The organism is Streptomyces sp. S3(2020) (assembly GCF_013044505.1).
In the GTDB taxonomy this organism is placed as follows: Bacteria; Actinomycetota; Actinomycetes; order Streptomycetales; family Streptomycetaceae; genus Streptomyces.
Genome location: NZ_JABERD010000041.1, coordinates 45736 through 59132, shown reverse-complemented (window position 1 = coordinate 59132; position 13397 = coordinate 45736). Strand labels below are relative to the sequence as shown.

The following is a 13397-nucleotide window of genomic DNA, read 5'->3' as shown; positions in this document are numbered from 1 at the left end:
TTTTTTTATTGTGCCGGCAACCCCCCGATCCTAAACTTTCCCCTTCGTCGGCAGGGTGAGATGTGTATAAGGGCCAGCCCCCCGACCGTACGAAGAGGTGCCAAGCCCTCATGACTGCCGGTACTGCCTTCTCCCCCAGGCCCACCCTGGCCCTGGCCGGACACGTCGCACTGCCGGACGACCTCGACGGCCGCGTCGGAGGCGGACTGCGCGCGTTCCTGCGGGACGCGCTCGACGGCGCGTGCGGACCGTGCCCGCCGCTGGGCGAGGGCCGGCCCCTGCTGCTGTCGGGGACCTACGTCGCCGATCCCCCGTTCTACGGCGACGGCGACATAGGCCATGTCGCGGCGTGCGGCGCGGTCAACGAACTGGCGGCCGCGGGCGCGCGTCCCCTCGGCCTGTCGGTGTCGGCGGTGGTCGAGGCGGGTCTGCCGCTGCGTCAGGTGCGGCGCGTGGCCGACTCGGTCCGTGACATCGCCGAGGCGGCCGGGGTGGTGGTCCTCGACGTGGACGCCCGTGTGGTGCGCGCGGGTGAGGCCGACCAGATCTATCTGCACACCGCCGGACTGGGCGTGGTCCCGGCCGGCGCCGGGCAGGAGACACCGCCGCGGGCGGGCGACCGCCTGCTGGTCAGCGCCCCGCTCGGGGGGTTCGGCGCCCATCTGTTGTCGGCCCGGGCGGGGCTCGGGCACGAGGGCGTGGTCTCCGCCGAGTGTGTACCGCTCGCCGGGCTGCTGGAGCAGGTGCGCGGTACGGGAGCCGGGGACGCGCTGCGCGCGGTGCGCGTCGTGGGCCGGTCCGGGCTGGCCGGCACCCTGCACGGGTACGCGGCCGGTACGGGCCTGGGCATGCGCGTCGAGGAGGTGGCGCTGCCGGTGCACTACGAGGTGCGGGTGGCCCTGGATGAGCTCGGCGTCGACCCGATGCACGCGGCGACCTCGAGCTGTGTGTGCCTCGTCGTCGCCGCCGCGGCCTCGGACGAGGTCCTGGCGGCGCTGCGCGCCCATCCCTACGGCCGTGACGCCGCCGTCGTCGGCGAGGTGACGCCGCCCGGCCGCCATCCGGTCGAGCTGGCACTCGCCGACGGCCGTACGACTCCCCTCGGGTCGGCGCCCGAGCCACCTGCCCGGCTGGCCTGACCGAGCAGGGCCGATACCGGTTCCCGGGCCCGTAAGGTTGCCTGGCGACTGATTTCCATTCCGCGGGGGGTAAACGCAGGATGCCGGAAATATCCCTTTCTGACGCCGCTTTCGACGAGCTGGACGAAAGGGGGATAGCCGCGTACCGGGAGGCCGTCCACGCCGGTCGCTACGCGCCCGAGCACATCGCACAGACGGTCGGCATCCCGCTCGAGGACGCGGACGCGATCGGGCAACGACTGGTGCACCTGTGCCTGTTGCGTCCGATGCCCGGCGCCCCGGACGTTCTCGTGCCGGTCAGCCCCGACGCCGCTGCCGCCAACCTGGTGGGGCCCGCCGAGGAGCAGATCCGCGAACTCCAGCATTCCGTCTCACGGACCCGTGACGGCCTGCTCGCCCTGCTGCCCGCCTACTTCGAGAGCCGGCGGCAGCGCAACCCCATGGAGTCCTTCGACATCATCAGCGACTACCTCGTCGTCGAAGCCCTCCTGAAGGACTGCGGCGACCGCTGCCGCACCGAGGTGCTCACCGTCCAGCCCGGCGGCCCGCGCCCCAACCACCTCCTGGAGAGCGCGCGCAGCATCACCGGCGAACGCCTCGCCCGGGGCATCCGGGTCCAGCACATCTACCAGCACACCGTGCGCGGGGACCTGGCCAACACCGCCTACATACGCGACGTCACCGCCCTCGGTGCCGAGGTGCGCACCACGGACCAACTGATCGACCGCATGATCATCTACGACCGGGAGATCGTGTTCCTGCCCGAGCAGGGCGTCGAAGGGCGCCCACCGGGGGCCATCGTGGTGCGCGAGCCGACCCTGGTGGCCTTCCTGTGCAAGCTCTACGACCATCTGTGGCTCCAGGCCACCCCGTTCGAGCCCGACGCCGAGGAACACACCGACATCTCCGACGACGTGAAGTGGGCCATCGTCAGGCTGATGGCCCAGGGCTACAAGGACGAGATGGTGGCCCGCAGGCTCGGCATGTCGGTGCGCACCTGCCGCCGCCACATCTCGGAGATCATGGAGGAGCTGGACGCCACCAGCCGCTTCCAGGCCGGCGTGAACGCGGTGCTCTCCGGCTTGTTCCCCGGATCCGCCCCCTCCCCGCCGCCCTGACCGGCGGGCACCCCCGAAAGCGTCGAAGGCCGCCCCTCGGCGCGGAAGTTGCTGCCGCGCAACTTGCTGCCGCCGGACCGCGCTGGTGCCGGCCCCGCATGACCGTCCACCCTGGAACAGGCGGCATACAGGCCGCGGTCCGGCATGAGGGCCCGCTTTCGGGGCCGGGCCGCGGCACCACGCGACCAAAGGCGGTGACGGCATGGACGGCATGAGCCACTCCGCACTGGCCGACCCACCGGCACCCGGTAGCGGCGCGCGCAGCCTGGTCCACCGGCAGCGCTCCTGGGAAACGTTCGGCCTGTCCGACGCGGCCGCGGACCACCGCCAGGAGTTCGTACTGACCGGTGAACTGCCCACCCGCCACCCGCTCGTCGCCGCCGGACCACACCGCTTCCACGACTTGCAGACGGCCGTCGAAATGGTCCGGGAGACCGGCGAGTTCATCGGACAGACCCATTTCTCGGTGCCCGCCAACCGCACCGCCGTCTTCTACCGTGTCGCCGTCGCCACCCGGGACATCTCCGCCTGGCGCACCTCCCCGGACCCGCGCGAACACCCCGCGCTGCTCACCAGCGAACTGCGGGTACGCCCCGACAAGGTCATCGACGGAGTACCGCGCGCTCTGCGGTTCAGCACCCTGCTGAGCATCGACGACGTGCCGTGCGGCTCGGGCAGCGCCGACGTGGTCTTCCTGCCGCCGGTGGTGCACCGCAGCCACCGTGTGCTCAGCCTCGCCACCGCACTGGCCGCCCCCACCGGCGAGTCCGCCGCCGGAAGGCCGGCCGACCCCGCCGACGTCGGGCGCAGCCACCCGGACACCGTCCTGGTGCACGGCCCCTTCGATCTCACCCACGGACGGCTGTCGGCCACCGTGCGCATCCCCGACAGCTGGCCGCTGCCCGACGGCACCCACGAGGGCCATGTACCGGCCCTCGTCCAGCTGGAGGCGCTGCGCCAGACGTCACTGCTCGCCGCGGGCCGTATGCACCAACTGGCCACCGACCGGTGCACCCTGGGCTCGCTGAAGGTCCACTTCCGCGGGTACGCGGAGCCGGACCTGGCGATGCGGTGCGCGGCGGTGGTCGGCCTGTGCGGACGGGACACCGAGGGCCGCCGGCTCAGCCCGGTGACCCTGACGCTGGCCCAGGGCGGACGGGCCGTGCTGGAAGCGGTCGCCACGGTGGTCGAGGACCTGTGAGCGGCCACTCCCCCACCCCGTCAGCCGAGCGCGGCCAGCGCCCCGGTGATGGCCGTGACCGTCTGTGCGTCGAGCATCGTGGCGACGTCGGTGTCCAGGGTGCGGCCCAGCCCGGTGTCGTGCACGGCCGCACTCATCACGAAGGCGGCTCCGCCGGCGTCGACGCTGTAGGTGCCGAAGGACCACTGGGCACCGGTGCCCGGTCGGCCGTCCGGCCGGTTGACCCGTACCGGCTTGTCACCCGGGCCGAAACCGAACTCCGTGAACCGGAACGCCATGCCCTGCCCGATCGCCTTGCTGTAGGCCTCCTTCAGCGTCCACAGCCGCACCAGGTTGACGTTGCGGTCCTCCTGCGGCAGCCGCTCCAGGTCCCTGCTCTCCTGCGGGGTGCAGATGTGCCGCTTCAGACTGCGGCGGTACAGCTGCCGGGCGGCGAGTTCGACATCCACCCCGATCAGCCCCCGGCTGGTCAGGCCGACCAGCAGCAGGTCACCGGTGTGACTGAGGCTGATGTCGATCTGGTCGAAGCCGCGCAGCGAAGGACGGCCCGTCGGCCCGTACGTCAGCTCCAACTCGGCGGGGCGGACTCCCAGTGCGGCGGCCGCCGCGCTCTTGAGGAGCCGGCGCGAGGCGGCGTAGCGGGCGCGCAACTCCACATCGCCGAGCGAGAGGTAGGACGGCAGGTCACGGCCCAGCACCTCGCGCAGCAGGCTCTCCTCACCGGGCGGCAGCCGCCAGTCGGCGAGACGGCCGTGCACCAGCGCGGTGCCGTGACGGCGCAGGTCGGCACGGAGCCGCGACCAGTCGGCGCCGCCGGAGGTCACGGCGATCGGCTCGCCCAGTGACGGGCGCGCCGAAAGGGCCGGCGAGTCGCTCTCGGCCGGCCTGATCGTGTACGGCTCGGCCCGTGTCATCTCGTGCACCTCGCCGAGCGCGGTGCACGGCATGAGGCCGCCGGGACCGGTGCCCAGGTCGGGCGTGCCGTACGCCGCGACGCCGCTCGCGCGGACCGCCGCCCGCCGGGCGCCCACCCGCGCAGGGCGCGCACGGTGGCGTAGTACGTCTCGTGCACCGCGGTGCACGGTGGTGTGGCCACGTTCATCGGTCAACTCCTCGCTTCCGCCCGGCTCGTGGGGCCGCCTCCCCCGGGCAGGGGTGTCAGTCGGCCAGCGGCATGTCGTAGAGGTCGAAGCCGTGCGGATCGCGGAACCGGGTCAGCAGCTCCCGGTGCACCCGCGTCAGACACTCCGCGGGCAGTTCGACGTCCCTGATGCCGAGGCGTCCGGCGATGCGGTGCAGTGCCGCCGCCGCCCACGCGGGATCGGCCAGGAACGGCTCGCTCAGCGCGTCGCTGTGCCGCCACACCCCCAGGACCGCGGCCGCGGCCAGCACCAGGACATAGCGGTCGGTGAGCGCGAACCACGCCGGGCTGACAGCACTCTGCGGGCCGGGCGGCTCCAGCGCGAGGACCCGGCCGCGCAGATCCCTCAGTTCGTCGACCATCAGCCCGGCCAGCGTGCGCAGGGCGCGCTGTACCGGATCACGGGCGGGCAGCCCGGCCGTGATGGCCGGCAACGAGGCGCTCAGGCTGTCGCGTCCGTCGGTCAGCACCAGCCTGTCGTAGGAGAACGGCGGCAAGGGGGCGCCCGGCCGGAACATCGCCGCCGGGGCCTCCTCGTCCACAAACCACGACCGCCCGGCCAGCCAGGGCAGTTGGGGGATGATCGTGGCCTGGCAGGCGGCGGTGCCCGCGTGTCCGAGGCTGATGACCGGCACGTCGCGCAGGTGCTTCTGGAAGATGCCGACCGGGGCCTCACGGGTGTAGATCTGCGAGCCGAGCACGCTGGCCAGGTCGTGAAGGGTGTCCCTGAGCACCTTCGGCAGCAGCGACTTGACGGCCGCCGAGTACAGGCCGGTCTCGGCGGGCCGCAGGTGCAGCGCCCGGGTGGCGGCCACCGCCAGGCTGTCGTACAGCAACAGGTCGGTGAACGCGCAGGCGAGCGTCGCCGCCGCACTGCGCGGGTCCGAGGCCTCCCCCACCCCAGCTCCCTGGCCGCGGCCGGCGAGAAGGGCGGTGCGCAGACCGGTGTCGACGGCGGCGACCGCCAACGACGCCACCAGCGTGCGGCTCATCTGGAAGGAGAGCAGCGAGGTGGGCACCCCGCTGCCCAGCGGGCCGAGGAGGGCGTCCTCAGGCACCGGGCAGTCGGTGAAGCGGGCCCCGGTGCGGAAGTAGCCCCGCAGGCCCACCGCGTCGGCACTCGGCCGACGGGTGATCTCGAAACGGCCGGACGGCAGCTCCCGAGGGTCCACCAGCAGCGCGGACAGACAGCCGCCGCCGTGTCCTTCGGCGGTACGCAGCACCATGACGAGCGCGTCGGCCCGTTGGAGGTTGTTGATGACGGGCTTGGCCCCGGTCACCGACAGTCCGCCGGGCCGTGCGGTGCCCCGCACCTGACTGCGCAGGAAGTCGTTGGTGTGGGCGGTCTCGTGCTGGGCCATGGCCGCCTTGGAACCGCTGAGCAGCTGCCCGGCCAAGGTCCGCTGCTGGACGGCGGTCCCCCGCATCCACACATGGTTGGCGGCCACGAAGGTGCTCATGCCGTACCCCATGCCGAGGCCGGCGTCACGGCGGAAGACCGCCCGCAGCACCTGCACCAGCGTCTCGGGCGAGTCGAAGCGGCCACCCAGGGCCGTGGGAACGAACTCCTCGTTCATCCCGAAGGAGTCCAGCACTGCCTCGGCAGGATCGCAGATCACCGCGGCCCGGTCGGCGGCGAGCAACGTCCGGTACCCGGCCGGGTTGGTGTCCTCGGCCGGATCGCCCAGCAACGCCTCGATCCGCCGCACCCGGGCACGCGCCGGGGCCACCCGGACCGGCGCGGTGATCATGGAAAGCGAGCTCAAGTCGACCCCCCTGACGCACGCCGCACCGCACGCCGCACCGCACGGCGCTGCGCTCTCAGTCCGGATCGTGTCGAGACCGGCTAAAGAGACACTTGTGGATACCCCACCGCAGCACGCATTCCCGCAGGAAACGGCCCTCGGAGCGCAAAACTGGGGTGTGCCTGTCCGCAGCAGGGGGATGCCATGTCCCTACAGTGCAGATGCCTCATGCCTTTGACCGGCTGATCGCACGGCCAAGGGTCCGGCACGTCCCGTACCGACGGCAGAGAGCGGGGGTTCTCGTATGCGATTCAAGGTGCTGGGACCTCTGGAGGTGACCACGGCGGCCGGTGCCCGGACCGTGACACCGCGCGCCGCGAAGGTACGGGTGGTGCTCTCGACACTGCTGGTGCGTCCCAACGAGGTCGTCTCCGTCGACGGGTTGATCGACGAACTGTGGAGCGAGCATCCGCCGCGCACCGCGATGACGACACTCCAGGTGTACATCTCCCAACTGCGCAAGCTGCTCCAGGACGTGCAGCCGGAGCTCGGCCGCGACGCCCTGCTCACCCGCGCTCCCGGCTATCTGCTGCGGGTGGACCCCGGCCAGCTGGACCTGGCCGTCTTCGAGGACCTGCACCGCCAGGGCCGCGAGGCCCTCGGCCAGGGCGACCACGCCGACGCCGCCGACCTGCAACGGCAGGCACTCGCCCTGTGGCGCGGGCCGCTCCTGTCGGACACCCCGCACGGCAGCCTGCTCAAGAGCATGTCCGTCCGGCTCACCGAGGCCCGCCTCGCCGCGCTCGAACAGCGGGTGCGCGCCGAACTCCAGCTGGGCCGGCACCAGGAAGTCCTCGGCGAACTCCAGGCGTTGACCACCGAGCTGCCTCTGCACGAGGACTTCCACGCACACCTGATGGTGGCGCTGTACCGGACCGGCCGGCAGGCGGACGCGCTGCGCACCTTCAGCGATTTGCGGCGCACCCTGGTCCAGGAGCTGGCCATCGAGCCGGGCCGACGGCTCCAGCAGCTGCACGGCCGCATCCTGACCGGCGACCCGTCCCTGCTGGAGCCTGCGGCAAAGCGGCAGCAGCGGCTCACCGCCGACCGGCCACCCTCCGCCGCCATCACCGACCCGGCCCCCACCACTTCCCTGAGGCTCACTCAATTCCCTTCCCCCGACCCGCTGTTCACAGGCCGCACGACCCAGCTGGAGCAGCTCACCAGGTGGCTGCGCGACCTGCCCGGCGGCTGCGTCCAGGTGACCGGCCCTGCGGGCATGGGCAAGACCGCACTCGCGGTGAGCGCGGCGCACCGCGTGACGGAGCTGTTCCCCGACGGGCAAGTCCTGGTCGGGCTGCGCGACGAGGCGGGGCATCCGCTGCCCGAGGTGCAGGTCCTGCACGCGGTACTGCGTGCCCTCGGCGCCGGCGGCCGGCCGCCGCACTCCGTGACTGCCCTGCGGGACACCGTGCACCGGCTGACCGAGGGACGACGCCTGCTGCTGCTCCTGGACGACGCCGTCGACGCCGGCCAACTGCGCCTGCTGCTGCCACTGCCGGCGGGCTGCACAGCCCTGGCCACCAGCCGCCCCGTACTGTCCGGCCTCGACGGCCCCGTCCTGCCGCTTGAGGAACTGCCGTCCGCCGATGCCCGCGACCTGCTGCTCACATCGCACGACCACCGAACCGCCCCGTACTCCACCCCCGCCTACGTCAAAGACACCGACGACACCGAAGGCACCGACGAGGGACACGACTACGACACGGACGAGCCGGAGATCGCGCCCGGAGCGCGCGGCGCGAGGGATGTCTGGGACCGGCTGGCAGACCAGTGCGGGCGGTCCCCCGGGGCACTGCGCGCCGTGGCACAGCACCTGATGTTCCACCCGCACCACTCCCCCACCGACATCGCCACCCGACTGTCCGCCGAGAGCCGCCCGGCCGCGCTGCGCACGCTCGACGAGGAGTACGGGCGCTCGCTCTACGCCGCGTACACCACGGCACCCGAGAAGGTCCGCCAGGCGGCCCGCCTCCTGAGCCTTCTGCCCTCGGGGCCGTTCACCACGGCCGCCGCCGCTGTGGCGCTCGGCGTATCCCCGGAGGCCGCCACGCTCTCCCTGCGTTCCCTGGTCACCGCGGGCCTCCTGATCAGCGCCCCGGACGGCACCCGCCACCGCTTCCCCGAACTACAGCGGCTCACCGCCGCCGAGGCCCTCGGCGAGGAGCAGCCGGCCCGGGTGCGTGCCGCCCTCACCCGGCTGAGCACAGCGGCAGCCGACCAGGCCGGGTCCGCGCAGCAGGCCGCCCGCGTGGACGGACTGCACCCTCTGGACTGGTTCACCCGCCGACGCCATGACCTGGTCGCCCTGCTCGACCAGGTCCACGACGCGGGCCTGTGGGCGCAGACCGTGCGCCTGGCCGACGCCATGACCGTCTTCCTGGAGGCGCTGGCCGCCTGGGACGTCTGGGAACACACTCATACGCTGGCTCTGGACGCCGCGGGACATCTGACGGACGAGGCGGCTCGGGCTCGGCTGCTGCGTTCCCTGGGCGACCTGGCCTGGCAGCGCCAGCGTTCCGTAGCCGCGCGGGAGTTGTACGAGCGGGTACTGGCCAGCCCGGAGGCCGTCAGTACCGAGCGCAGCCGTGCCTTGGCCGGGCTGGCCGATGTGCACCTGGTCGACGGAGCCGGCACCCTCGCGGCCGGTCTCGTCACGCCCACCCTGCTCCGGGCTCCCGACGACACCCGAGGCTGCTTCGAAGCGCATCGGGTGCTCGGCCTGCACACCCTGGTCGCCGGAGGCGCCTCCACTGCCGAGGATCACTTCCGAGAGTGCCTCACCCTCGCCGGAACACTCGGCGACCGGCGCCTGGAGGCCTTCGCACGCCGCTGGCTGGGCCGCCTGCGGGACGGCTCTGCCCATCCGGGCTGGACAGAGGTCCGGCCGGGGATCTGGCGTGGGAGGCATGAGTCCGCGGTTCGGGCGGGTTCCGGGGCCCGGGTGAGTTCACCGCGCGGGTCCGAGGAGGGTTCGCCGTTCCGGGAGATGCCGAGTCTGCGATAGACGCGGGTGGCGTCGGGACTACCGGTGTGGACTCTTCGGCATCCGGTGTCTCTTCGGCCGTGAGGGGGCACAGCGTGCGCAGGAGGCACGGGCCAGCCGCTCCGGCAGGGTGTCTTGCCACAACTCGCTGCGTCTGCGGCGAGCGGCGCGATGGCGCTGGCTGACTCGCCGCAGACGCACTGCTACACAGTCAGATGGTTCCTACTGCCACTTCTCGTCCGCGAGAGAGAGCACGACACCGCCTCCGTCCGCTACGACCGACGTCGAGGTGAACATGTCGCACAGACCAGCGGCGGGGACCATGTCAACAACAGCCTTTGCGGTCATCACATGCCCACCTTTCGGCGTGATGGAAGTCGGGTACGAAGTTCATCTAACACCCACGAACCGTGGTGCCCCCGAAACCTCAAGATGCCCCGGACCCGCTCTCTACGCCCTCTGGGTTCGCCCTCGACTATTACGTCGTAATAGGGGCCCGCGTAGGGAGAGTTCGCCCCGCCACGTCCTTCCGCGCCCAAGCTATTACGACGTAATAGCTTGCCAGGGTGGGCAGTTCAGGACGTTAAAAGACCCTTTGGGTGATTTGTGATGGCCGATTACGGCGTCACGGACGCTATGGCGGCCGGGCCTCGTTGCGAGCGAGGGGTCTTCGCGCCCGGCTTCTTGGGTTCGATCGTGCGAGGGTCGACCGCCTCGCCGGGGGCTCCCTCACGGTAGAGCCCGTCGGGGAGGGTGTCCCGGTCGTGCGGGAGGAGGAAGAAGACCCGACGCTTGTAGAGCCCGCTGTCGGGGTCCGGTTCGGCCTCGTCGTTGAGGAGGGCGTAACCGACCATACGGCCGTCCCGGGCATACGGGGGCTTGTTGTTGCGGCGCTTGGTCTTGTCCAGGGCCTGGCGGACGTAATCGAGGTTGTCAGGCTCTTCCAGCCACACGACGTCCGCCTCGTGAGTGAGGTCGCTCTCGGTCAACAGCGAGCTCATGGCCGCAGCCCTTCCTTCGCCGGCCTGTGCGCTGGGCGGGGGCCGGACTGGTCTGTGCGTGTTCTGGGGGCCACCGCTAGCGGGGCCAGGGGTACATCGTAGTTCGGCCGCTGGGTGAGATGTAGGGCGTGGGGGGTGGTCGGGGGTGGTGTGCGGTGCGTCATTCGGTCCCCAGGAGGGCGATGCCCGGGTAGTACTTGCGGCCATTGGACTTGATCATGTCGGTGGGTGAGGCGAGACCGACTTCCTGGCGGACTCGGGTGGCGAAGGCGCGGGGCGAGGCGGGGCGGATCCCTTCACCGACGTTGCACCAGGAGCTGTACTCCGTGAACAACAGGCCCTGCTCGACGCGCAGTTCGCTGCCGTTGTCGCCGGCACGGGTGCAGCACTCGTCGAGGAAGCGGCCGATGTGGTCTTCGGTGTTGGCGTAGGCGGTGGTGGCGATCCGCACCCGGTCGGGGCCTTCGAGGGGGTCCCGGGTGAGGAGGTAGCGGCGGGCGCCTTCGATGAGCCAGTGAAGGATGCCGGGGCCCTCGTCCCGGACGAGTTCGAAGGCGAGGTTGTCGATCCGGCGGGCGGCGGGGACGGTGCGGCTGAAGGGCAGAAGTCGGATGCGACGCCAGAAGGCGTAGCCGCCGGTCGAGACTTCGGGGCGGTGGTTGCCCAGCAGCCAGAGGTGGTGGGTGGGTGTGAAGGAGAAGTAGTCCTGCCGCATACGACGGGCTTTGATCTTGTCGCCGCCGGTCAGGAGGCGGACCCGGGCCTCGTCGAACTTGTCGTTGGGCTTGAGCTCGCTGCACACGATCAGGCGGCGGCCGTGAAGTTCGGTGAGTTCGGTGGAGTGCTCGGAGAAGGCTCCGCGGTCCATGAGGAAGCCGGGCGGGGCGGCGTCCGCGTAGTCGCCGAGGATCTGGATCATCGTGTCGAGCAGGACGCTCTTGCCGTTCTTGCCCTCTCCGTGGAGGAACGGCAGGACCTGGGCGCCGACGTCGCCGGTGATGGAGTAGCCGAGCAGCAGGTGAAGGAAGTCGATCATCTCCTGGCCCTCCGCGTCGTCGCCGAAGGTGTCGGCGAGGAAGCGGTGCCAGCGGGGGGTCTCCATGGGCTGGGGGGCGACGCTGGTGGCGCGGGAGTGGAAGTCCAGGGTGGGGTCCGCCTTGCGGACGTGCCCGGTGTGCAGATCCACGACGCCGCCGGGGGTGCACAGGGCGTAGGGGTCACCGTCGAGGGTGTCGGGGTCGACGGAGAGATCCGGGGAAGCCTTGGCCTGAGTGAGCAGGGCCTTCATGCCGGTGGTGGAGAGCGTCTTCTTCTTGTGCGAGGACAGTTCCCGGTTGCTGAAGACCCCGCGGGGGTCGGTCTCGGGCATGTCCTCGGCCATCTCCCCCGCTGCCCACAAGGCGGCCTTCTCGCCGCCTGTGCGCTTCCAGCGGTAGCCGTCCCAGGAGAACCAGCCGAGGCCTTCCACGTGGCGGAACTGGTCGCGGTAGAGCTGGACGAAGAGACGGGCGTTGCCCCGGTCGCTGAGGTGCGGGGGCAGCAGGCCTGACTGCAGGGACGCGAAGGGCAGGGTGCTTCCGATGCCGGAGGCCTGCGCGGGGAGCAGTGTGGGTGGCTGCTCGGCCGCCTGGAGGTCGAGCATCTGCTGAGCCGCGGCCTGTGCGTCGAACCGCGGCATGCTCTCGGCGCTGCTCATGAACGTCCTTCGAGACGGAACGGGTGGGCGGCCCCAGCGGCAAGGCCGTCGTCGATGATCTTTTCGTTGCGGGCGGTCTGCCAGGGCCTCGCCTCGTCGGCCGTGGCCCGGAGTTGGTCGCGGACTGCGGTGTCCTCCAGGTGGCCGGCTGCCACGAGGCCTCCTGCGGTGTAGGCGGCTCGGTTGAGCTTCTCCGTGAACCCGGTTCCTTCGGACGCGGTCGCGCACTCGGCGATCTCGTCGAGCAGCGGGGTGAGGACACGGTGGGCTGCGGCGGGTCTGCGCGTACGGCGGGTGCGCGCGAGGGGCTGCCTGGGGACCGGTGGGGTGACGACATGGCCCGTGCGGACGAGTTCGGTGTGCAGCCAGCCGGGCAGCGGTGCGGGCAGGCGGGCTGTGCCCTCGGGGGCGTAAGTGCCCTGGGCGGTGCGGGTGGTGGGGGCGATGATGTAGCCGCCATCGGCCCTCACATCGACCTGCCAGGCCAGCGCGACCTTGGGGCTGGAGCCGGTCGAGCAGCGCAGCCGGGTTGCCGGGTACGGGTTGCGGTACCAGATGTGCAGGCCTCCGGAGGGCGTGCGCACACGCAGGGTCGTCTCGTCGTGGGCCGGGTCGGGCTGGCCCCGGAAGGCTGCCAGAAGGGCGAGGGTGTCGAAGCCCGAGGCGAGGCCGGTGAGGTTCACGGCGTCGGGGATGGGGATGCCGGGCAGGAGGCGGCCGCGGTCGGGGACCTGGGCGCTGTGCGCGTCCACGTCGAGGACGACGAGCTCGGCGGGACCGCAGGCGACACCCACCCCAGCGGAGGGACTGCTCCCCCACCAGGCGTCGATATACCCCATGTTGGTGGTGGCCGCGTGGAAGCCGTGGCAGGGGCGTCCAGCGGGCAGACAGGGGCATGTCTTCGGGTCGTGGCTTCGGTCCCTGCATTCCGGGCAGTTGGCGGCGGGGGTCTTTCGACCGGGGGCCAGGGGGTGGACCGGCCAGCCCTGGGCGGCGCACCAGCGGGCGACGGCGTGCGGTGTCGCGGACCTGGCCATGGCGGCAGGCAGGCTGATGTCACCGGGGCGCGGCACGCTGATCGTCCTTGTCGGGTCTCGTGGTTCGGTTCTGTGGCTCGGTCCCTGAGAAAACACCAGGCCACGGGTGTGGGTGATGCCGTATCAGGGACCGAAGGGACTGTGTTTCGGGAAGAGTGTAGAGGCATGTCAACTGGGAGCCCGGCAACTCCCACCGCGTGGCGTCCTATCAGTTCCTTCGGTCCCTTGAGTCCCTTGGGGCTCCGGTGAGGCGCCACTCCCCCACCGGCAGGT

At 71.5% G+C, this 13397-nt stretch carries 10 protein-coding genes; 4 read left to right on the top strand and 6 right to left on the bottom strand.

The genetic code is table 11. The features are described from left to right. The first annotated feature begins 110 nt into the window (after positions 1–110). The 3 genes from HLK59_RS16075 to HLK59_RS16065 all read left to right on the top strand — a co-directional run bounded on the left by HLK59_RS16075 (position 111) and on the right by HLK59_RS16065 (position 3458). Positions 111–1139: an AIR synthase-related protein gene (locus HLK59_RS16075; protein WP_171142105.1), complete on the top strand. Its 1029-nt coding sequence runs from the start codon at positions 111–113 to the stop codon at positions 1137–1139. Between the two features lie 80 nt (positions 1140–1219). Further along, positions 1220–2257, top strand: coding sequence for a helix-turn-helix transcriptional regulator (locus HLK59_RS16070; protein ID WP_171142104.1), 1038 nt, complete (start codon positions 1220–1222; stop codon positions 2255–2257). Between the two features lie 202 nt (positions 2258–2459). Continuing rightward, positions 2460–3458, top strand: coding sequence for an AfsA-related hotdog domain-containing protein (locus tag HLK59_RS16065; protein ID WP_206327182.1), 999 nt, complete (start codon positions 2460–2462; stop codon positions 3456–3458). 20 nt (positions 3459–3478) lie between these two features. On the opposite strand, the gene HLK59_RS16060 is transcribed toward HLK59_RS16065, so the two are convergent. Together HLK59_RS16060 and HLK59_RS16055 are read right to left on the bottom strand one after the other, a co-directional pair. Further along, positions 3479–4489 carry a 4'-phosphopantetheinyl transferase superfamily protein gene (locus HLK59_RS16060; protein WP_346779739.1) on the bottom strand — a complete coding sequence of 337 codons (1011 nt, stop codon included), beginning with the start codon at positions 4487–4489 and terminating at the stop codon, positions 3479–3481. Between the two features lie 127 nt (positions 4490–4616). Beyond that, positions 4617–6365 carry an acyl-CoA dehydrogenase gene (locus HLK59_RS16055; protein WP_171142102.1) on the bottom strand — a complete coding sequence of 583 codons (1749 nt, stop codon included), beginning with the start codon at positions 6363–6365 and terminating at the stop codon, positions 4617–4619. A 283-nt stretch (positions 6366–6648) separates the two neighbouring features. Between HLK59_RS16055 and HLK59_RS16050 the strand changes: the two genes are divergently transcribed. Further along, on the top strand, positions 6649–9411 hold the full coding sequence (locus HLK59_RS16050; RefSeq protein ID WP_171142101.1) for a BTAD domain-containing putative transcriptional regulator: 2763 nt from the start codon (positions 6649–6651) through the stop codon (positions 9409–9411). A gap of 201 nt (positions 9412–9612) precedes the next feature. Here HLK59_RS16050 and HLK59_RS51970 read toward each other — a convergent pair whose 3' ends face one another. From HLK59_RS51970 to HLK59_RS16035, 4 genes are all read right to left on the bottom strand, one after another. After that, the gene (locus tag HLK59_RS51970) at positions 9613–9738 is read right to left on the bottom strand and encodes a hypothetical protein (protein WP_277349487.1); all 126 of its coding nucleotides are present in this window, start codon (positions 9736–9738) and stop codon (positions 9613–9615) included. A gap of 269 nt (positions 9739–10007) precedes the next feature. Further along, positions 10008–10391 (bottom strand): DUF6009 family protein, encoded by a 384-nt coding sequence (locus tag HLK59_RS16045; RefSeq protein WP_171142100.1) that lies wholly within the window; start codon positions 10389–10391, stop codon positions 10008–10010. 160 nt (positions 10392–10551) lie between these two features. Further along, complete coding sequence (locus HLK59_RS16040) at positions 10552–12087, bottom strand: phage/plasmid primase, P4 family (protein ID WP_171142099.1); 1536 nt, start codon at positions 12085–12087, stop codon at positions 10552–10554. Continuing rightward, complete coding sequence (locus tag HLK59_RS16035; protein WP_171142109.1) at positions 12084–13124, bottom strand: bifunctional DNA primase/polymerase; 1041 nt, start codon at positions 13122–13124, stop codon at positions 12084–12086. Before HLK59_RS16035 ends, HLK59_RS16040 begins: the two co-directional genes overlap by 4 nt. Between the last annotated feature and the right edge of the window lie 273 nt (positions 13125–13397).